The 22,295-nt window shown below is 49.3% G+C and carries 16 protein-coding genes; 8 read left to right on the top strand and 8 right to left on the bottom strand.

All coding sequences use genetic code 11. The annotated features are described in order from the left end of the window. Positions 1–3 precede the first annotated feature (3 nt). Positions 4–1,452: a Na+/H+ antiporter NhaC gene (nhaC, locus tag GC178_09065; protein ID MBI1287715.1), complete on the bottom strand. Its 1,449-nt coding sequence runs from the start codon at positions 1,450–1,452 to the stop codon at positions 4–6. Between the two features lie 97 nt (positions 1,453–1,549). On the opposite strand from nhaC, the gene GC178_09060 reads away from it, so the two are divergent. Both GC178_09060 and GC178_09055 read left to right on the top strand, forming a co-directional pair. Next, on the top strand, positions 1,550–2,044 hold the full coding sequence (locus GC178_09060) for a DUF4920 domain-containing protein (GenBank protein ID MBI1287714.1): 495 nt from the start codon (positions 1,550–1,552) through the stop codon (positions 2,042–2,044). Positions 2,045–2,091: 47 nt separating this feature from the next. Then, positions 2,092–2,694, top strand: coding sequence for a hypothetical protein (locus GC178_09055; protein ID MBI1287713.1), 603 nt, complete (start codon positions 2,092–2,094; stop codon positions 2,692–2,694). Between the two features lie 85 nt (positions 2,695–2,779). Here GC178_09055 and GC178_09050 read toward each other — a convergent pair whose 3' ends face one another. Both GC178_09050 and GC178_09045 read right to left on the bottom strand, forming a co-directional pair. Next, positions 2,780–3,094, bottom strand: coding sequence for an ATP-dependent Clp protease adaptor ClpS (locus tag GC178_09050; GenBank protein MBI1287712.1), 315 nt, complete (start codon positions 3,092–3,094; stop codon positions 2,780–2,782). Positions 3,095–3,144: 50 nt separating this feature from the next. Next, positions 3,145–8,046: a hypothetical protein gene (locus tag GC178_09045; GenBank protein MBI1287711.1), complete on the bottom strand. Its 4,902-nt coding sequence runs from the start codon at positions 8,044–8,046 to the stop codon at positions 3,145–3,147. Positions 8,047–8,121: 75 nt separating this feature from the next. Here GC178_09045 and GC178_09040 point away from each other — a divergent pair, with 75 nt between their 5' ends. Beyond that, a complete protein-coding gene (locus GC178_09040) occupies positions 8,122–9,327 on the top strand; it encodes a SpoIID/LytB domain-containing protein (GenBank protein MBI1287710.1) in 1,206 nt (401 codons plus the stop codon). On the opposite strand, the gene GC178_09035 is transcribed toward GC178_09040, so the two are convergent. Further along, complete coding sequence (locus GC178_09035; GenBank protein MBI1287709.1) at positions 9,308–9,907, bottom strand: DUF479 domain-containing protein; 600 nt, start codon at positions 9,905–9,907, stop codon at positions 9,308–9,310. The genes GC178_09040 and GC178_09035 overlap by 20 nt on opposite strands. Positions 9,908–10,140: 233 nt before the next feature. On the opposite strand from GC178_09035, the gene GC178_09030 reads away from it, so the two are divergent. Beyond that, positions 10,141–10,593, top strand: a complete 453-nt coding sequence (locus GC178_09030) for a hypothetical protein (GenBank protein ID MBI1287708.1) — start codon at positions 10,141–10,143, stop codon at positions 10,591–10,593. Positions 10,594–10,745: 152 nt separating this feature from the next. Here the strand turns inward: GC178_09030 and GC178_09025 are convergent, their stop codons facing one another. Continuing rightward, positions 10,746–12,203, bottom strand: a complete 1,458-nt coding sequence (locus tag GC178_09025; GenBank protein MBI1287707.1) for a redoxin family protein — start codon at positions 12,201–12,203, stop codon at positions 10,746–10,748. Between the two features lies 1 nt (position 12,204). Next, positions 12,205–13,896, bottom strand: a complete 1,692-nt coding sequence (locus GC178_09020; protein MBI1287706.1) for a T9SS type A sorting domain-containing protein — start codon at positions 13,894–13,896, stop codon at positions 12,205–12,207. 102 nt (positions 13,897–13,998) lie between these two features. On the opposite strand from GC178_09020, the gene GC178_09015 reads away from it, so the two are divergent. From GC178_09015 to GC178_09000, 4 genes are all read left to right on the top strand, one after another. Then, entirely contained in the window at positions 13,999–14,754 is a 756-nt protein-coding gene (locus GC178_09015) for a hypothetical protein (protein ID MBI1287705.1), read from the top strand. A gap of 11 nt (positions 14,755–14,765) precedes the next feature. Next, complete coding sequence (locus GC178_09010; GenBank protein MBI1287704.1) at positions 14,766–15,197, top strand: hypothetical protein; 432 nt, start codon at positions 14,766–14,768, stop codon at positions 15,195–15,197. Between the two features lie 89 nt (positions 15,198–15,286). Beyond that, positions 15,287–15,622, top strand: a complete 336-nt coding sequence (locus GC178_09005; GenBank protein MBI1287703.1) for a tRNA-binding protein — start codon at positions 15,287–15,289, stop codon at positions 15,620–15,622. Positions 15,623–15,776: 154 nt separating this feature from the next. Then, positions 15,777–19,247, top strand: a complete 3,471-nt coding sequence (locus GC178_09000) for a hypothetical protein (protein MBI1287702.1) — start codon at positions 15,777–15,779, stop codon at positions 19,245–19,247. A gap of 730 nt (positions 19,248–19,977) precedes the next feature. Here GC178_09000 and GC178_08995 read toward each other — a convergent pair. Continuing rightward, the gene (locus GC178_08995) at positions 19,978–21,387 is read right to left on the bottom strand and encodes a T9SS type A sorting domain-containing protein (protein MBI1287701.1); all 1,410 of its coding nucleotides are present in this window, start codon (positions 21,385–21,387) and stop codon (positions 19,978–19,980) included. Positions 21,388–21,543: 156 nt separating this feature from the next. Next, on the bottom strand, positions 21,544–22,023 hold the full coding sequence (locus GC178_08990; GenBank protein ID MBI1287700.1) for a hypothetical protein: 480 nt from the start codon (positions 22,021–22,023) through the stop codon (positions 21,544–21,546). Positions 22,024–22,295: the final 272 nt, after the last annotated feature.

Genomic DNA, 22,295 nt, shown 5'->3' with positions numbered 1-22,295 from the left:
AGGTCAGGCTTCATTCTTCTTAGCAAGTGCATTTATTTTCCATCCCATGTAGCCGAAAAGCATCGTCATCAATGGGCTGATGAGATTGAAGAATGCAAATGGAAGATACGTTCCTGTAGCCACACCCAGTACGCCCGAATGATACGCTCCGCAAGTGTTCCATGGAACCAGAGCTGAGGTGACCGTTCCACTATCTTCCAAGGCGCGGCTGAGGTTTTCGGGAGCAAGCTCACGGTTCTTGTACTCCTTGGCGAACATGCGGCCAGGCACCACAATGGCCAAATATTGGTCAGATGCCGTTACGTTGAAAACCACGCACGTACCAGCAGTCGCAGCGATCAACGAACCTGTTGTGTGCGCCAATTTCAGGATGGACTGTGCAATACGCTCAAGCATGCCATTGGCTTCCATTACGCCACCGAATGTCATGGCACAGATGATCAACCAAACCGTTCCGAGCATGCCGTTCATTCCTCCAGAACTCAGCAGTTCATCAGCCACTTCATTGCCCGAAGTGATGGAAACATCGGTTGTCATCGCATCAATAACGACCATATAAGATGCTTTGGCGAAGGTTGCGCCCTCGGCCGCCAATTCCTGAATGATCTGCGGTTGCATGAAAATGGCGAACAGGCCGCCAAGAATGGAACCTACAAGCAACGCAGGAACCGCAGGAACTTTCTTCACAATGAGTGCAATTACCGCTACGGGAACAAGAAACAGCCACAGACTGATATTGAACTTGGAACCGATGGCCGATTGAAGCGCCTCAACTCCTGCAAGATCGGCTCCCGAACCCGATGTGAATCCAAGGATAAGAAACAGCAATGCGGTGATAGTAATGGAAGGAACGGTTGTCCACATCATGTGGCGAATGTGCGTGATCAGATCCGTACCGGCCATGGCAGGTGCCAAATTCGTTGTGTCTGAAAGTGGCGACATCTTATCCCCGAAGTACGCACCAGAGATAATGGCACCCGCGATCATTCCATCGCTGAAACCGAGAATACGCCCGATTCCCATCAAAGCCACACCCACCGTTGCCACCGTGGTCCAAGAACTTCCTGTGGCCAGCGACACAATGGAACAGACGATGGTTGTGGCAAACAGAAAAATTGTGGGATTGAGAATGTCGAGACCGTAATAGATCATGGCCGGTACAACTCCACTGATGAGCCATGTTCCTGCCAATGCCCCGATCATCAGCAGAATGATCAATGCGGGCAGGGCACTGGAAATGCTCGTCACCACACCATCAAAAAGATCATCCCAACGATGGCCATTGAGCATGGAAACAATGGCCGCCACACCTGCCGAAAGCAGCAACGCCATCTGGTTGGCTCCGCCCAAAGAGTTATCGCCATAGAACGCCACATTGGTACCCAGCAATCCCACCAGAAAGATGAGCGGAATGAATGATTGCAACAAAGAGGGCTGTTTGGCGTTCGTCATGATCGAGAAATGTTCGGGCAAGATAGCAAGCCGCAGGTTTATCGCCTCAGCTTATCGCCCATAATCCTACATTTGCCACAAATTCAAAACGCATAGAATGAAATACATCGTTCCCATCTTCTCCCTGCTGCTGCTTGCAGCCTGTGGCGAACACAAGACCGAAGAGCATGCCGAAGAAGCTCAGGAAGAAGCCGCTGCGGCCAACACAGGTTGGTTCGGGGAAGAATTTGAAGTGGCCGAAGCTGTTGCTCCTGCCGATGTTCCAGCATTGATGAATGATTCATCAAGCAACGAATTCATTGTGGAAGGCACCATTCAGGAATGCTGCCAGAAGAAAGGCTGCTGGATGAAAGTGGACATGGGAGATGGCGAGAGCATGCGCGTTTCCTTTAAAGATTACGGGTTCTTCGTTCCGAAGGATGCTGGCGGAAAGACCATGCTGATGAAAGGCGTGGCTATGTACGATACCATTCCGGTGGACATGTTGAAGCATTTGGCCGAAGATGCAGGAAAAACGCAGGAAGAAATTGATGCCATCACACGTCCAGAATTGGCATTGACATTTGAAGCAACAGGCGTTCTTATCAAGTGATCGACTCTCAAAGATCTTCCCACATTTTGTTCGTCCTTTTGGGATGGATGCTGCTGCTTTCTGCAAACTTGTTCGGGCAAGCGGCAAACGACACACTCAACCGCGTGGATGACCGCGGCAAGAAGCAAGGTTATTGGGCTGAATACCTCAGCGAAGACCTCTCTCCCGTAAAGAAAGTGGAAGATGCGAAGTACGTTCACTTCGTGTCTTACGAAGACGGAATCCGCCTCCAAAAGAAGATCGACAACCGCAATTTTTCGCGGCTGGTTCCTAAAGACACCAATCAACTGAAGGAAATGGCAACACCCATCGAGCTAAATGGGGTTTACACCTTCTTTCTGAGCACACGCGACCATTTGCCCATCATCGGCAGAGAATGGCTTTTCCAACGGAACAAGAAGTATGATTGGGCTTACAAGCAACTGGAATTCAAGAAAGGGAAGTTGCAGCGCGTTACGTTGCATTACCGTAATGGCAACCCAAGTATTGTAATTGACTACACGGACAAATGCGGTTCAGACCCCAACTCGTATGTTATCAAGGAGTTCAGTTACCAAAGTCAGGTTGAGACCAAGACATATTATGGCCTGGTTGACCAGAAATGGGAAATGTTCACCGCTGGTGAGTGCAAATTGCAGAAGGCAAAATGACAAACGGACAACAAATCAGAATCATTGGAAACAGAAAGGGCTCAGCAAAAAATCGCTGAGCCCTTTTCCTTTATCTCAAATATGATCACTTCGCCATCTTGGGAATGTCCTCGATCGTGGCGGTCAATCCTCGGTTGATCATCTCTGCCCACATGGGCTGCAATTTGCTGAACATGTCAGTTTTCACACCGCACTTTCCACTGTAGTGAATGATGAACGTGCATTGCTCAGCCTGCAAAGGCTCATGGCGACAGACCTCTATCAATGTTTCAATGACAAAATCGAATGTATTGAAGTCGTCATTGTGGATGACAAGCGTCTTTGGTGCCTGCACCAACTCCTCGAGTTCCTGCTGAAATTCGACCTCAAGGTCTAACGTAAATAGCGGATCAATATTCATGTTCAATAATTGGCGATGAAGATAGATAATCGACCGTCTAAAATAGAACTTTAATCGACAAACGGAACGTCTTGCACGTCAGTCAACGCCACTTTTGCATCGTTCAAATATGGAACAATGCGTACCGATGAAAAACCTCGGTTCTGGTATTCCTTCAGTTCTGAGCGCACATCTGCCAATGTCTGGAAATACCCAGTACTGAGTTGCACCGATGGCATTGAAAACGTAATAGCCGATTCTGGACTCATGGCGTCCGAAACCGTTTCGGAAACACCCGCAGGCTCCATCACAAATTCCAGCTTGTAGTAAACATCCTTGCGCTTGCGCAGATCGTACTTATTGAATGGCGGACGGATGTATTCCTCGCGCGGATGCGAAACCTGATTTGCAAGAACATCCTGGTTTCTGCGATTACCCTTGATCTCAGTGAGCGACTCCTGCGTTTTCCCAGCCTCGATCCACTCGTTCTTCATGTTCTTGAGAACGGCCAATCGCCCAACGTCCTCCGCTCGCATGCGTTTGATCATCTTGCGAACATCTGGGTTCTGCACCTTATCAAACGAAGGCTTGGAAATGCTGTAATCGCGCTTGGCAGCCACAAGGAATGGAATGGTTCCGACCGTACCGACCGATGCTGGCTGCGGAGCATCCAGACTTATCACTTCCTCCTCAGGTTCGGTTTCCAGATCGGCCAATTCCTTCTCCGTTTCGGCCTCTGTCGCAATTTCCTCCGCCTGAACAACCGCGACCTCTTCCGCTTCCTTTTCCATTTCAACGTCAACCATCGGCTCAACCTCTTTCGGCTCTGGTGTGTTCTCAGCCTCCAGTACTTCTTCTTCAATAACCGCACGGTCTTTCGGTGCAGGTTCAGATTCCATCATAACCACTTCCTCCTCAACAGCCTTATTCTCCTCAGGCTGAACAGAATCTATCTGGGCCAATTCTTCAAGAATGGCATCTTTCTCCTGTTCAATCAGCAGCCCAGAACCTTCCACTTCCTCAAACTGCTTCTCTACTGGTGTTTCTTTCTTCTCAGCCTCAGTCTGTGGTTGCTGTACGATCTCTTCTGCTTCTTTATCCCACTCCGCTTCTGCCGCTGCAACTTCCTGCTGATCGACCGTTGGTGCTACCGCATCGGTCTTCTTCTCTCCTTTCTTGGTTAAAAATTCGTTCAGGGTGATCGTCTCCGTTTCTTTCTTGGGTTCGGTTTGGTTGAGTACAACTTCGTTCTCTGCTTCGCGAAGTTCATCCGCCAATCCGTCTTTATACGATTCGACCACTTGGCGGTCTTTCTGCATCTCCTCTTTCAGCGCTTCTTCCTTGGCGATGGCTTCCTTCTGATGTTCCTGCAATGCTTTTCGGTCAGCATCTATTTTGGCCTGTAGCACAGGATCCGCATTCTTATCGTCCGATCTTCCCTGAAGTTCATCCATGCTGCGGAGTGTGTAATCCTTGTCTGGTCGGGATTTCGCCTCCTTCTCCATCTCAGCTTCTATCTCATTGAGTGCCGCCAGATACGCATTCGGGTCGGCATCGCTCTTCAATGCCACCGACTCCAATTCACCATCCAGCGGTTCTTCAACTCTGGTTGCATTCGAATCAATTTTTGCTGCCGCGATCTTGTCTCCTGTAACCACAAGCGCAGAGTCAACTCCGTCCGTTACCAGCTTCTGCGGACTTTGGACCGCTTGCTGTTGCTTCAATTCCTTCTCAGCCTTGGCCTGTGCCTTTGCTTCTTCCCTTGCTTTGTTCTCAGCAGCTATCAGCGCTTCCTGCTCTTTGCGCTGCTGCTCCATCTTGGCAATGGTTTCCAGGAAAAGCTCCGATTCGGAAACCACTTTTGCATCCTCAAGGGCAATATCCGATTCACTTCCGTCAACTTTCTTTGATGTGTCTGAAGTGGCTGTCACCGATTCTGGGATGGCATCATTCCTCTTCTCTTCACCTTGTTGTTCCAATATCTCAGCTTCCTTTGCGGCCATTTCCTTCAGAATCTCCGAATAGGTCAACTCCTTTTCAGATTCCGTTTCTTCCTCAGAAACTGCCACGTCTTTCACGATCATTGAATCGCGAAGCGCACGCTGCTTTGCCAACTCCACTTCCCTTTTGATCTCTGCCAATCGCGCAACCTCGGCAACCGAATCGGCCATGGCTTTCTCGCGTTCCGTCTTCTGCGCCAGTTCGGCAGCGGCTATGCTGTCTGCTTTCGCCTGTGCCCGCTTTCTGGTGCGTTCCTGCTCTGCTTTGGCAGCGGCCAGTTTTTCTTGCACCAGTTGTTTTTCAGCTTTCACGATGGAATCTGCAATGGCTTTCTCCTGTGCCTGCTGTGCCAACTCCACCGCAGCCAAACTGTCGGCTACAGCTTTTTGTCTTTGTCTCAGCACAATCTCAGCTTTCAGTGCTTCTTCCCGCGCCACCTGCATCAGCGTTCTGGCCAAGGCGATGGAATCCTCACGTGCTTTCTTCTCTGCAAGCGTTCGGTCCATGGTTTTTTCCTCGGCCAGCATGGCATCTTCCTCTTCCTTCAACTCCATTGCCAATGCGGCTTCCTCCTCAGCCGCTTTGATGGAATCCTGTTGCTGCTGCTTTGCCTGCCTGTATTCTTCGGCCAGTTGCTCGGCCTTGTAGATGAAGTCCTCCCGTGCCTTCTCATGCGCGGCCAGCACCTCGGCACGTTTCAATGAATCCAACTGACCCTGTTGCTGCTGCCCATTGACCTCTGCTTGTGCCAACTTGCCTGCTTCTTTCGCTGCCTCCTCTTTTGCCGCTTGTTTCTCGCGTTCAGCAACTTCTAAACGTTGCTTTTCAAACGCCATTTCCTCCGCCTTTCGCAATGAGTCGAGTTTGGCCTGTTTCGCTTCTACGGCCCTTTTCTGCAGCATTGCCAAGTTGGCGGCTTCGGCCGCTTTCAACGAATCCAACCTTGCTTTGGCGGCTTTTTCTTTCTCCGCTTTTGCTGCCAATTCTGCTTGGCGGGTCTGTTCAAACGCCAACGCTTCAGCCTGCTTTATCGAATCCTGGCGTGCCTGTTCAGCCTGCTTTTGTTCCAACGCAAGTTGTACGGCCTTCTCGATGGAATCCTGTCGCGATTTCTCTTGTGCCAACGCCAATTGCTCCACACGCTTCAACGAATCCAACTTGGCCTTTTCAGCTTTTTCCTTCGCCAGTTTGGCTGCCATTTCTGCTTGCTTGGCCTGCTGCAACGCCAATGCCTCAGCCTGCTTTATTGAGTCCAGTCGTGCCTGCTCTGCCTTCTTCTGCGCAAGCGCCAATTGCTGCACTTTCTGGATGGAATCCTGACGCGCCTTTGCCTGTGCGGCAGCCAGTTCTTCCACGCGCTTCAGCGAATCCAACCGAGCTTTCTCAGCCTGCTGCTGTGCCAATAGTTGCGCTTCCTCTTCCTTCTTCTTCAATGCCAGTTCTTCCGCTTTGCGGATGGAATCCTGCTTGGCCTGTGCCAACTGAGCCGCTTTCAGGGCATTTTCTTTCGGGTTCATCTGCGCCAGCTCTTCTGCCGTGAGTTCGGGCATTTCGGCCATCTGCGCCATCACTTCTTTCAGCGATCGACTTTCGGAAAACTTCACCGTATCTGGCTTTCCCGCAGCATCAAAGTAATTGGTCATTGCCACGGTGGCCTCATCGTTCACCGAATTGTAGGTGATCTGCTGCTGCAAAGCATCATACGATTCATGCACAGGAACATCCAGATCGAACATGAAACCGTTGGCCTCTTTCGGACCTACATCCAAGCGGTAATCGTTCTGTGGTGGAAGGATGAGCAAATATTTTCCCGATAGTTTGTTGCTGCGATACTTCCCTACAACCTCGTTGGTCTGCGGGTCGACAACCGTTAGTGCTGCATAGTTGTAGACCGAATCGGTGAGGTCTTCGTACATGCCTTCCACCACCGAAACCTCCACTTGATTCGGGTCGTGAAGCAGTGTTTTGAGCACGCGCAACTTACCTGCTTCCGTGTTCCTACCAGATGTGAAAAACGCCAATTTCCCTTCGGGATCGCTCACGTAGAGAAAATCATCGAACGGTGAGTTGATCGGGAATTGCAGGTTCATGGGCGTTGACCACGTGTTCGCATTCGGGTCGTACTTGGAACTGAACACATCGTAGCCGCCCATGGTGTTGTGTCCTTTGGAAGCGAAGAACAGCGTCTGCGATTCCTCATCATAGAACGCGTAATCCTCATCATACTTCGTGTTGATGACATTCGGCAATCGCTGCGGAATGGCCCATTCTCCGTTCGGTAGGCGGTTGACGCGGTACAGATCCTTGGCATTCGCCCCATCTTCGCCATAACTGGCGTAAACCAGTACTTCACTGTTCATAGGAGTGTAGATCACCGTTCCCACCAAATTCTTCTCATCGTACTTGGTCTTGAAATTGGGCGGCATCGGAATCACTTTTCCCTTCAACTTGCGGAAATCGTAGGGCCGATAGAATTCGCTTGCGATGACCTCCTTGTCCATGGCAGGTTGAAAATCGATGGCCGCGTTGTACAATATCTTGCCGTTTCGGCATTCCTGCATGCTGCGGTCCAGATCGATCTTCGGGCTGGAAAAACCAGCATTCTTCCCTTTCTCGTAGGCTTTCACCGCATCATCAAAACGATAATTGAGCTGGTATGCTTTGCCGAGATAGTAGTACGCCTCGCTATTCACTCCAGGGCTGTTTGCGCCACCTTCGATGTAGGGCAATGGCTTCAGCGGATCGGCCTCAGTGAACAGGATGCAGACCCCGAAACGGTAATTGTAATTCGGGTTGAGGGCATCTTTGCTTAGCAGTTGCGAGAACAGCGGCTTGGCCTTGGCGTAATCTTCCTTCTCAAAAAATTCATTGGCCGCCTTTTCGAGGTCTTCCTGACTATCGAAACTGATCTGTCCAAAGCTCTGGAAGGCAATCAACAACAGCAGAAAAGGGAAAATCAGACGCGCTTTCAACAGCATAGTTTTACCCGTTTTTCGGGTTATTTTCGGCAATTCATTCAAGCTCCCAAAAATATTCGTTTTAAAGGAATGGTCAAGGTGAAGAAAGCTGTAGTTCATGAACAGGAAACAACAGTCCGTCATTTGATGATCTCTTGTTGGAAGAGATGCTTACTCCTTTCCTTTTCCACATTCGTTCTATTTTCAAACTCCGCGCAAGCGCAAGAGATCACCATCGGGCTGATGCCCCGAAAGGCCATTTCTTCGGTGCTTTTCTCACCAAGCAGCGGAACGTATGTGCTGCTGAATGAGAACGCGGACACGCTTTATCGTTTCCGTTCGGATGATGCCATGTCGGTTTCCGTTTTGGGTGACCGACTGCTGGTGAAAAGCCCTTACGGACTGAACGACACAGTTGTGAAACTTTCTGTGGTTGGCAGCGGCATTTCACCGAGTTTCCGCCTCCGTTTCAATGACGAGAAACAGGACCATGGCTACATTGACCGCCTCAACATTTCTGTGAAGGATGGAAAATTACGGTTAATCGATCAGGCAAGTATTGAACGCTACGTTGGTCGCGTGGTGCAAGGAGAGGTCGGACATGGCGCGGCCGAGGAATACTACAAGATACAGAGCATTATTTGCCGCACGTATGCCACACGCAACTTGGAGCGCCATGCATTGGACGGCTTCGACCTGTGCGACAACGAGCATTGCCAGGTTTTTTCGGGATTGAAAAAGACTTCGGATGAGGTGGTGAAAGCCACTTCCGCTACCAGCGGATTGGTGATGGTGGATCCCGAGAACAACCTCATTCTGAGTGCCTTCCATGCCAACTGTGGTGGCCAAACGGCCAATTCGGAGGATGTTTGGAAAGAATCACGGTCTTACCTCACAGCGGTCAATGATACATTCTGTCTCAAAAGTCGTAGCGCGGTTTGGGACAGATCGATGCCTTTGGGAGAACTGTTGGCGCAACTCGGTTTTGCCACCGACACGGCTGGACTTGACGGCTGGAAATTCGGGCAGCACGACCGCAAGAAGTTCTTCACGCTGCGGAACGATTCCATCGAAACAGCACAGATGCGAAGGCTGCTTCAACTTCGTTCCACGTTCTTCGACCTGACGGTGAAAGACGGAAAGGCCGAATTGAGCGGGCGCGGTTACGGTCACGGAGTTGGGCTTTGCCAGCAGGGCGCCATGAAAATGGCCGAAAGTGGTTACACCTACAGCCAGATTCTCGGTTACTACTACAAAGGGGTGAGTTTGATTCCGTTTACTTCGTTGAGGCCGTAAGATGTTGCCGTGCCTCAGCAATAAACTCCCTGAACTCCTCCAAAAACTGCTGATTGAATGCGCGATAAACATCCACCGCGAGGTGCATTTGGGTTTCGGTTGAAGAACGCCTGTCCAAGCCTTGTAGTGACTTTATCAGCCCCCACTCAAACTGATAATTGTACAGCCAATTCTGCTGCCGCATGAATGGAAAGTATTGCTGAACACGCGTTGGGAAGAGGTGTTTTTGCCCATCCAGTCGCTTGTAGACAGACTGCGTGAAATCGTGCAGATCCTCTGCGTGGAATTCCTTCCAATTGCTGGCCAGCACGTGGTCGTACACCACATCGATCACCACGGGTGCATAGCGTCCTTGCGTTTCGCGGAAACGTTCAATTCCCTGCTTAACCAGCGGATGTGAATCTGTAAACGCATCGATGGCGCGGTGAAAACGAATGCCATCGGCCACTTTTCCATTAAAGTGCTTTTCGGGATTTCCTTTCACCGAGTCGGCAATGAAGTTGCCCAGCAGCAATTCGTCATCGTCAGGTGTGAGAAAAATGTGGCCGAGGAAGTTCAAAACATCAAATTTAGGATTCACAGATAACCACGGATCTCACGAAAAGCCAATATTCCATCTGTGCTCAAATCTGTGGAAATCTGAGCGTCCGTGGCCATTTCATGTAAAAGGGAAAGGGAGCCAGGTAAACGTTTCGTAGAAATCATCTGCCTAACTCCCTCGGGAAAAAGTGGAATGTCTGCTTGAAAGACGACACCTTTTTACATGGGTTGCCTACGGTTGCTAAATTTGTTTTTCGACCCTAAAATCTGACCATGAAAAATCTTTTACCGTTTCTACTTCTCGTCTGCCAATTCGGCTTCGCCCAAGAAAAAACCCCTGTTTCCAAAGAAGAACCCGTTCAAGTGGTGGAATCGAACGTGCTGTGGAAAGCAGCGGTAAGCGACACACTGAAACTGTGTGTGATCAACGCCAACACCATTGCGGTGATGAATGCCTCCTTCCCGAAAGAGAAGAACATTACACGCCAAGTGAGCTTTAAGGTGGTGAATGAGAATGGCGAAGGCCGCACCGTGAATTCCGTTGTAAAAGGAATTGAGGAATGGAATGGCGTAAAGTGCTACACGGCCGAACTGGAACTGGTGATGAATTTCATGAGCCACAAGGTGAGCCGCAAAGTGGAATGCATACTTGCCGACCTGAGCGATGCGCCTTACAAATTGTATGTGGGCAAGAACTGGCTGGGCGATGACATGGAGGTGAAATGACCTCCTCAACCCCTCTGCCTTCGGCATCTCCCCAAAGGGGAGAAAAATGACCCTTCGAACAAACATGATGGATCGAGTACTCCGAAATGGGAAAGTCGTCAACTTTTAGAAAGTTGACGACCTTGGTAAAACAGGCGCATTGCCTTGCACCCCTACTGCTCCGCCAATTTCTTCAGAATTTCCAGCAGACGTGGGTCACTTGGGCGCGGGGCGTTCTGATCTACCACCTTTCCCTTCTTATCGAAAATGAGGTAGCGCGGAATGCTGTTCACACCGAATTTGGAAGTGACCTCCGAACCCCAACCGCCTTTTGAAAGGCCATGTTTTCCTTCAATTCCCAATTCCTCGATGGCCAGTTTCCAAACGGTTTCGGTGTTGTCGATGGAAATGTAGAGGAACTCAATGTTCTTCAATTCCTTCTTGGAAAGACTTTCCTTCAACGCTTTTGAATGCGGGAATTCCTTTCGGCACGGCCCGCACCAACTGGCCCAGATGTCCAAGTAAACCACTTTGCCGCGCAGATCGGAGAGTTTGAAGGTTTTGCCATCCAATCCCTGCACCTCAATATCTATCGCATCGTGATCGGTCTTCTGTTCATCTGTAACGGCCACTTCCACTTCATCATCCTTCGCCTTGAGGCGTTCAGCCAAGCTGTCTTCCACCAGTTTCACGAATACTTCCGACTGCTGCGTTCCTGCCAAATGGTCGCGCATTTGGCGCAGTAGCGATGGCTGCACATTCTTGGCATTTTGCAGCATGGTCTTGGTGAGGAAATACTGCAGCGATTCGCCTTTCAGGTTTTCGCGGGCCGTATTGAACGCTGCCTGAACAGCCGCTTGACGGTCGGCAAACTTCATGAAATCATATTCCTCCAATGCCTTGTAATCCACAAACTGGATGAGCAACTCGCGAAAGAACTCGCTATCGAGTTCCTTGGCCATGTTCATGCGTTCCCATGAGAGGTTCTCGATCAACACCTTCGGAATTTCTGTGGCCTTGGGAATGGAACTGCTGGCGGTTTTCATTTCCGAAAACTTGAACAGCGAGAGGTAATAGTAGTACCCAAGATGGTTCTTGTATGCTTTGATGAAGGCATCCGAAAGCTTCGGTTCGAACTTCTCCAATGCGAAAACGGCATCATTCCGAAGTTTGAAAGCGTCCATTTCCATCGCATCGATGTTGGTGGCGTCCTTGGCCTGTTCTTCCAACCACTTGACGGATAATCTGCTACCGAACTCCTCTTTCATCTGCGCAGCAAAACCGTTGATGGCCGCTCCATCTCCACCGAATTTTACGGTCTGATCATCTTCCAAGAACATGGAATCGAACTGGATGCGAAGCGAATCCTCATACTTCCACACGTAAACCTCGCGGTCCTTGTCGTTGTAGCTGAGTTTCATCCAACCCGAAGCGGGAACGTTGACCTTCTTGCCGAACGAATTTCCCGAAACCGCAATCTCATCCTGCCACGTATTCCCGAAATAATCAGCAGGATAAGTGACGTACAAAGGCTGATCGGCCATGCCTTTGATGGTTCCACTAAAATGAAATTGCTGCGCCCACGTGGTGTTTACCAGCAAGAGCGCAGCAATCGGAAAGAGTCTTGTCATGTTATTCTACTTTGATGAGGCGAGCCACGGCCTGTCGTTTCCCTGTGATCACGCGCACAAGGTAAACTCCTTTTCCAAGACCAAGCGTCTGTGCATCTATCGAATAGGTGTGCTTGCCAGCCGCCATTTCACCTGAATGGAACGAATGAATGAGTCGTCCCGTCATGTCGGTCAGTTCCACATTGGCTTTCAGGTTTGTCTTCAGGTCAAACGAGAACTTGGTCTGCTGTGTGAATGGATTGGGAGAGACCATCACATTCGTGATCGGTGAACCTGATTTTGCCTCCTCAATTCCAGTAAAGTGCGTTTTCAGAATGGTCCAATCATCCAATATCTCGCCATCCTTGGTCAAGTAATAGCCCGAAAGCGTGTCACCGTTCGCATAAAGCATGGTCGAGCCCACGCAGGTATCGCAGGCATGGCCTGTGTACATGGCCGGATGATCGAGGCTGGCTGAACTCTCGCTGCTACCAGAATTCCCCTGCACTACATACAAGGTTCCGTAGTTCGGGTTCGGACCATCTACATATTTCACATACGGAGTTCCTTCAGAAAGTCTTCCGCTGGATGAATTGACCACATGCACATTCGGGTCGAAATCCGAAAGGTTGTTGCTGTAATATCCATGGATGAGGTATGATCGCTCATAAACATGGCTGTGACCCGTAATCAGCACATCCACACCGTAACTTTCCAATATGGGAACAAGATTCTCGCGCACGGCCTGCATGTACACTTCGTAAAAAGCCGTTGACTCATGCGAACCTGCCGTGTACGGAGGCTGGTGGATAAATGCCACCACCCACGGCTTATCGTTGGCAGCAAGATCGGCCTCCATCCAATCGGTGAAAGGAGAACCATTGAACGAGAAAAGTGGGTTGGCACCTGTCCAGTCCCAAGATGGTTGGAGCGGTGTAACCGAACCTATCTCTGAGTTCAATGACATGAAGTGAACATTGCCGTAATCGAATGAATAATAGAGTTCGTAATTGGATGGAACGCCACCGATCTCGCCATTGGTAGGCACATCCACAAGGTCGTAATACGGACCATGATGCGTGGTAGGATCGGCACCCGTGGTCAGGCTCAGCACCGAACCATAATCGTGGTTTCCAGGACAGGGCATGAACGGAATACGCGGGAATATCTCCGAATAACCATAAATGGAATCGAACACCTTGGTGGAATATTCCTCATCGGTTCCGTTGTCATACACGTTATCGCCCAACCACATCCAGAAATCAGGTAGGTCATCTCCTACATGATCCAACATGGATTGTTTCACAGCCATCTGCTTCTCGTTGCCTTTTCCGAAATCTCCGATGCACCAAACACGAATGGGTTGCACCGTTCCGATCTCTGGCGAGGTTCTGAAGCGATGATTGTCATCGGCCCCCGCCAAAACCGTAGAGCCATCGCTCACAGCGAAATAATATTCGGTAAATGGGTCAAGTCCTGTGATGTTGACCGTGTGGTCTGTTTCCGAAGTGGACACATCCACCTGATTGTCCATAACGGTGGCCAGCGTGGGTCCATAATAGACGCGAGCTGGGGTGGCCACATCGGTGCGCCACATCACCTTCATACTACTTGAAGTAGGAAACTGCAGATAGGGTCCGCGCGTAACGGTCTGCGCTTGGAGTTGGCCTGCGAACATCGCAGCGATCAACAGAAGGAAGTAATTGTTCTTCATTTCAATCGTTTAGAGAACTCAAATTTAGCTTTTCAAAGCTGATGGCGTCAAAAGGTGGCTGGTCTTAACCAAAAGGTGATATTCCTATTTTCACCGACCCTTATGAAATATGCTTTCCTGTTCGTATCCGTTCTTTTTCTGAGCTCGTGTTCCACGGATGGACTTGTGCCGTGTGATGGTGAGGGTCCGAGTGGGGAACTTTGCCGAGAGTACCGCTATTTCAATGGTTCGCCCGAAGGATATGTGGAGTTTGAGCATGCGGGAGATTCGTTGCTTATCTCGCGCATCTTCGATGATCAGCATCGGTTGCAAAAGACCGTTAAACAATGGTTTGAAGATGGCAGAACGAGCGTCATTGCGGAGCAATACCCCGATGCGGACACGAAAGTGCAAACGTGGAACTACAACCAGATGGACAGTTTGGAGACCATTGTTTACGGAGCGAACGACAGCAGTCTTTTCGTGATGTATGAGAACGGAAAGCGGAGGAGAGAATCCTATTTCGAGGGTGATTCTCTACAGCGATATTTCATCTATCGGTATTTCCAAGATGATGGGAATCTTTACCGCATCTACCATTACAATTCGGAAGATTCGCTGTTGGCCTACCGAAGTTTCGAGTACTTCTTCAGTACTGGACAGACGCGTGTGTCTTTCTATACTTCGAGCAATGATCTTATCGGCAGGAAGGTGTTCCGTTTTTCACAGAACGGGTTGATAAGTTCCACTGAATTTACTGATAGCACGGCCACGGTCACGGCCCATTCGGAGTACATTTATGATGCGTCTCAGCATCTTACCGAAAAGAGCCAAACGAACTCAGATGGGACGTACAGAAGTGTGTTCCTCTATTACTGACATTACACAAAATGAGCAAAGACCATTCTCTCAACGAAAAAATCAAAGCTGTTTACGATTTCCACGACACGTTCGGCATTGGCAACAATGACTCGCCTGAGCACAACATCGGTGAGGATGAATACCTGCTGCGCCACCGCCTGATGCATGAGGAGAATGAGGAGTACCTCCAGGCCTGCAAGGATGGCGACCTGGTGGAAATTGCCGATGCGCTGGGCGATATGATGTACATTCTTTACGGCACCATCTGCAAGCATGGTTTGCAGGACAGGATCGCAGACATCTTTGATGAGATACACCGCAGCAACATGAGCAAGTTGGGTGCTGATGGCAAGCCCATTTACCGCGAGGACGGCAAAGTGATGAAGGGCGAGAACTACTTCAGGCCGAACATTGCCAAATACCTGCAAGAGCAGACCGAAGAAGAGCACGTGGGGAATTGAATTTGGGGCAGCCTAATCTCTAAGCGTTTTTCATTTGCAAATGTTAAGCCCTTGGAGGGCATTCAGTGCTAAAGGATTATTTTTAAATCATGGAAACGGCCTCCTTCGAAGACTTTCAGCAGCTTGACATCCGTGTTGGAACCATTGTGCATGCTGAGCCATTCACAGATGCCAAAAAAGCTGCTTACAAACTGACCATCGATTTTGGTTCGTTGGGTCAAAAGAACAGCAGCGCACAGATCACCGCGATCTATGCATTGGATGACCTCAAAGGCCGTCAAGTAATGGCTGTGGTCAATTTCCCCGTGAAACGCATCGCTGGTTTTAAGAGTGAGGTGCTGGTACTCGGAATCATCAACGAAGAGAAAGAGGTGGTACTGCTGAAACCCGAAGGGGAGATCGCGAACGGTTCGGTGGTCAGATGATGCCCCTATCTTCACGTTTGAAATAGGTTGCACTCTTTCAGACCGTTCACATCTCTGGGTCCCATATAATTCTCCGCGTTTATTGCGTTATACTTGCTTATTCGGGGCTTCCCGCTGTTGCATGCGCCTTCTGAGACCAATACTCCTTTTCGTGATGACGCTTTTTCTGGTTCCTGCCGTGGGGCAGAACCTGAGCAATCTGCGCAGCAGCACCATTGAACTGAGCAACGACACGGTTGCGCTGGACACGCTGAGCATCGTTCCTTCCAGTTTTGTGCTTACGCAAGATGGCATGGCGGTCGATTCTTCGAAGTATCTGCTGGAATGGTATTCGGGAAAACTGATCGTTGATAAGAGTCTGGTGGGAAGTTCTGTGGTGGCGAACTACCGCGTTTTCCCTTCGCTGTATTCAGAAAAGACCTTCAATAAGGACCCGTCACTGATACGCGACATCCGCGATGTGCCGCAGAATCCGTTCAGCTATACGGTTAAACCAAGCACGGCACAGGAACTTTTCGACCTTGGTTCTTTGAGCAAGAGCGGATCCATATCGCGCGGCATCAACTTGGGCAACAACCAGAACCTTGGGGTTACTTCCAGTTTGAACCTGAACCTTTCGGGACAGCTGACACCGAAGATCGGTATGCGCGCGGCCATCACCGACAATAACGTTCCCTTTCAGCCGCAGGGAAATACCCAGCAATTGCAGGATTTCGACCAGATCTACATTCAACTTTTTACGGATGAGACCGAACTGACGGCAGGTGATTTCCGCATTGACCGACCCGACAGCTACTTCATGAGTTTCCTGAAACGGGCGCAGGGCCTGAGCGTGAAACACCGCTTTCCCATCGCGCGGAAAAAAGTGGCCGATGACAAGCCTGGTTTTTTGGAAGTGAAAGGAAGCGGAGCACTTTCGCGCGGAAAGTTCAACCGCCAGATCATTCAGGGTGTGGAAGGAAACCAAGGCCCGTACCGCCTTACGGGTGCGGAGAATGAAACGTACATCATCGTCATTGCAGGAACGGAGCGTGTTTACATTGATGGACAGTTGCTGACCCGCGGCCAGGAACACGAATACACCATCGATTACAACACGGCCCAACTCACATTCACCTCCAAGCGGCTCATTACCAAGGATTCGCGGATCATTGTGGAATTCCAGTATTCGGAGCGGAACTACTCACGGTCATTGTTCCATGTGGGAACGGACTTTGAGAAGAACCGCACCAAGATCCGTTTCAACCTCTACTCCGAACAGGACGGAAAGAAAGGCATCCTGAACGGTGACCTTTCCAGCGACCAGCTCGACCTGTTGCAGAACATCGGAGACAGTCTGAATCAGGCCATCATTCCAGCCATCGACTCTGCTGGTTTCAGCACGGATCAGGTGCGGTACAAGAAAACCGACACGACCATTACCGTGAGTGGCGTTCCCGTCTATTTTCCTGAGATATACGTTTACAGCATCAATGCCGATAGCGCCTATTACAAGGTCCAGTTCTCGGATGTGGGCACAGGCAACGGTGACTACGTGCAAAAGCAGTCCATTGCCAACGGACGCGTTTACCAATGGGTGGCTCCCGATTCCATTACAGGTGCACACAGAGGCCGCTACATTCCCGCACAGAAGATCATCACCCCGAAAATGAGCCAGATGTTTACGCTGGCGGGCGAATACCAAATTGGGAAAAACGGAAACGTGATGGTGGAAGGCGCACTCACCAACACCGACCTGAACCGTTTCTCGAGCAAAGACAGCAAAGACAATCTGGGTTATGGTCTGAAGATGACCTACAACCACGTGATCCCATTGGATGACTCGGCCAAATGGATGCTGAAAACGGGGGTCGATTTTGAGAACATCAACAACAACTTCCGTTATGTGGAACGTTACCGAACGGTGGAATTTGACCGCGACTGGAACCTCCGCAACCAGACCGCTTACACCACCCAATACATTTCGGCCGCCAAGTTCGGTTTTGTGCGAAAGAACATTGCCGATGTGGAATACAGCTTCCGTTCGTTTTTGAACGAGACCATTTTCAACGCCTTCCAGAACGCGCTGACCGCCAAAGTGAACCACAAGGGTTTCAACTTCGATCTGGTCAGCAGCCTCATCTCTTCGAAAGGAACCGTGACCGACAACCGTTTCGGCCGCTTTCAGGCAGGCATTCAGCAGAAATTCAAGTGGTTTGTGATCGGTGGAACGGACATCTTTGAGGACAATGAGTTCTATGTGGCACACTCCGATTCGATGCAGGCCAACAGCTACCGCTGGAACGACTCCAAGGTCTATATCAAAAGCCCTGATGGTTGGAAGAACAATTACTCGGTTTTTTACCAAAGACGTGACGACTGGCTGCCCAGCAACAATCATCTCAAGTATTCGAGTTTGGGAGAGAGCATGGGACTGACGGGCGAACTGGCGCGCAACCCGAACAGCGTTTTCAAAGCGGTTATCACCTACCGAAGACTGACCGTGAAGGACACCACGCTGAGCTCGAACCGACCTGACGAGAACCTCGTGAACCGATTGCAGTACGACCTCCGCCTGCTGAAAGGCGTCATCTCCACCTCCACGTTCTACGAAGTGGGTTCGGGGCTCGAGAGCAAGAAAGAGTTCATCTATGTGGAAGTTCCTGCTGGGCAGGGCGCCTACAGTTGGATCGACCAGAACGGCAACGGCATCAAGGAACTGAACGAATACGTGCAGGCGGTCTATCAGGACACGGCCCGCTACATCCGCGTGTTCACGCCCACCAACGATTACACCAAGGTGTATGGCACCCAGCTCAACGAACTGATCGATCTGAACCCGCGCATTGCCTGGGGCAACAAAAAGGGACTGAAGAAATTCGTGTCGCGGTTCTCGGACCAATTGGTCTATCGCATCGAGCGCAAAACGCAGCGCGATAATCTGCTGGCCGCCTTCAATCCGTTTTACAGCAAACTCGACAGCACGCTGCTTACGCTTACTTCTTCCTTCCGAAACACGTTTTTCTTTAACCGAAGCAGCAGCAAGGTAGGAGCTGATTACACCGTACAACAGAACCGCACCAAGGTGTATCTGGCCAACGGATTTGAAACGCGGAGCACCTTTTCGCACAAGGCCAAAGTGCGATGGAACTTCGCCAAGATGTTCACCTTCAATGCCGAAGGGGAATATGGTTGGAAATCGACCATCTCGGACTTCTTCAATACGAACAATTACGACATTCAGTACTACTACATCGAACCGCAGATGGTGTTTCAGCCCGGTACCAAATGGCGGGTGCGGGCCAAATTCAAATACACCGATAAGACCAACCGATTGGCCGAGGGCGGCACGCAACAGGCCATTCTGCGCGATGCGGGCATTGAGGGAAAATACAACGTGCTGCAACGCGGCAGCATCAACACCACGTTCAATTTCATCAGCATCACGTATGATGGGAACAGCGGAAACACCGTGGCCTTTGAGATGCTGGAAGGACTGAAAGTGGGGCTCAACTACACGTGGAGCGCCTTCTTTCAGATGCGGGTGGGCAAGAACATGCAGGTGAACCTACAGTACAGCGGCCGCAAGGGCCAGACCAGCGGTGCCGTGCATACGGGCACCATGCAGGTGAGGGCGTTCTTTTAAGAGGTATCAGGTTACAGGTGTCAGCTATGTAGGCATGAAGCGACCCAAGACCTGCGGATCTTGGGAACAGACGCGCGGCAGCGATCGCAGAATCAACGATCCCACTCAAATCTTCCGAAGAACGTCTTGTGTGTTAGCGTTGTCAACTTTTTGAAAGTTGACAACGCTTTTCGGTCGTGATCACTCCGTTAGCGCGCGTTTGCAACGCGTGCCGCCTGATCTGTCTGCAATAAACTGAAAACCTGGTGGCTATTTACTGGTATGACCTATGAACGCGTCACAGACGCGCACGGGCAACCGCAAAAGCGCGCCAGCGAGTAGGCTTAATCTTTCTTGTCCATGAAGTAGACGGCTACGCCTACAACCAATCCCGTCACCAATGATCTCCATAACGGTGACAACAGTTCACTTGGTACCATCCCATGGTGATAGATGGTTTCTGCCGACATCATCACCAGTGCTACAAGAAATGTGATTAATCCAGTTTTAGTATGTCGCTTCATTATTCAGGTGTTTAATGTTTGCCAACGGTGCGCCTAAAAGTATTGCGTTTTGAAACTACTGAGTTTTCGAGATACGGTAACGTGGAAGAACGAAACTGAGACCGACTGACGTACCGTCACAAGCAATAGTTTTAGGCATTGTTGGAAAACGTTATTTTTTGATTCAGTTTCCAATGGTTGGTTATCCGAAAGGTCGAAATCATGCGATCTGAAATTAAACCTTGTTTCTACGGACTAATTATCAACCGCTCTATTGTCTCTACGGAAGTCATTGGGTTTCGCATCTTCAATAGATATACTCCGTCTGATAATCCGCTAACATCAATCTTATTGACATCGGCAAATGATTCTACAAGTTTGCCAAGGCATGTATAAATGTCTACTTGAAAACCTGCTGTACCTTTGTGCTTTAAATACAAGATGTCGGATACTGGGTTGGGATAAAACTCAATGGGCAATTGGTCAAAGGCCGTTACCTCCGTTTGCCCAACTGGAATTGAAGACTGTATTCGGGCAATTCCATTTCTCGAAACCCCATTGTAGGAAGTGAAATTGCCCCCAATAAGGATTTTTCCGTCACTTTGAATTGCTACCGCGTCAGTACCAGAGCTAGGGCCTGTTGCACCAGTACCTGGATTGAACGTTGGGTCAGCAGTTCCACTCTCCAGTATTCGGGCAACTTTAACTCTTGTATTGCCATCGTAATCGGTAAATGTACCCACGATTATTATTCTTTCAGAGTCATCCAAAGCAATTTGGTCGACACCATTATCCGGACCAGACCCTGATAAGAACGTGGCATCAAGACTTCCATCAGAATTTACTCTAGCTAAGTTTTCTACCTGAATTCCATTGTAAGAATAGAACAAACCTCCAAGTAAGATCTTACCGTCATTTTGTATCGCACAGGTAAGAATAGCTATGTCAGCACCAGAGCCTGGATCAAATGTTGCATCAAGAGTTCCGTTGGAATTAAGTCGAGCTACGTTGTTCCGATCGATGAAATCATATGTTGTGAACTCACCTACTATCACAACCTTTCCATCGCTTTGTAGACAGATGCTAACCACATCTTGATCAGCCCCGCCCACACTGCTTCCAAAACTTAAATCTAAACTGCCGTCACTGTTGATTCTGGCAACGCTGTTTCTTGAAGTCCCATTGTAACTCCAGAAGCTTCCTCCAATAATCATCTTCCCGTCTGGTTGTATAGCTATCGCTTTGATAGAAAATGCTCCAGAACCAGGGTCGAAAGTTTGATCAAGACTACCATCCACATTCAGTCTAGCAATACCTTGCCTACCAACACCATTGTAATTCGAAAAACCACCACCAATTAAAATTTTGCCATCAGACTGAAGTACACACTCTCTGATTCGTCCGTCTGCGCCAGTCCCTGAATTAAAAGTTCCATCAATGCTACCATCAGAGTTTAGACGGACTATGCGATTTACAGCGGCTCCATTAAACTGCGTGAACTCTCCAGCTACCAGTATTTTACCATCTGGTTGAACGGTTATTTCGTGGACATAGTCGTTAGCTCCAGAACCAGGGTCAAAGGATAGGTCATTGGCTCCGTCTTGTGCCATACAAGTTCCGCAAGACCATAGCATTACCGACATCAATATTTTTTTCATTTTCGATTTTTAATGTTTGCCAACGTTTTCCGCTAAAGATAATGCGTTAGAAACTGCCGTCCTTTCGACATGCACGGACAGCGCAGAACGAAACTGAGACCGAATGACGCACAGTCGCAAACATTAGGTTTGGTGGTTATTGGTGGCATTTTTATTTCAACATCCACAGTATATGAGAATTACCGTTTTATTTTCTCTCTGTTGAATATTATAGTCGCATCCAGGACCTACAGGTTCGTATGTAAAGTCAGATACCCAAGTGTTCCATTTATCGTAGAACAACAGGTCAACAAATTTTTTCGCAGTATTATTGTCCATCTTGGGAAATGTTATTTGTTCGCTTATTCCTCCTCCTTCTGAACATTCCCAAACTTCATAGACTATTTCTCTCTCAAATGATTGACGAAATGAACAAATGGTGTTCGAATCTCCCCATGCGTAGTAGATAACTGAGTCTTTTTCTGATGCGACCTTGTAATACTTTTTCAGATACCTGTAGCCTAATGATCCAGCAAAACTTTGATGTTTTTGTGTGCTTTTTAAGCTCAATGTATCTGGGGTTGCTGGAATAAATCCTTGTCCATATAGTTTTTGGGCAAGTAGCAGTACTGTAAATATTGCGGTAATGTTTCTCATTTTAAATTGCTACCAACGGTTCGCCTAAAAGTATTGCGTTTTGAAACTACTGAGTTTTCGAGATACGGTAACGTAGCAGAACGAAACTGAGACTGACTGACGTACCTTCCCACGCAATACTTTTAGGCATTGTAACTGATGCGCAACCCCCTTACGCGTCAGAATACGATCACAAATGAGTCCGCCTAAGGCGGATTTTTTGTTGGCAACACCTTTTCGGTTTCTCAGAAAATGGGGGCCGGACAGGGGCTTAAAATGGCCCATATATGGTC

The sequence above is a fragment of the Flavobacteriales bacterium genome (assembly GCA_016124845.1).
Taxonomy (GTDB): domain Bacteria; phylum Bacteroidota; class Bacteroidia; order UBA10329; family UBA10329; genus UBA10329.
This window is presented reverse-complemented; position numbering and strand designations above follow the sequence as displayed.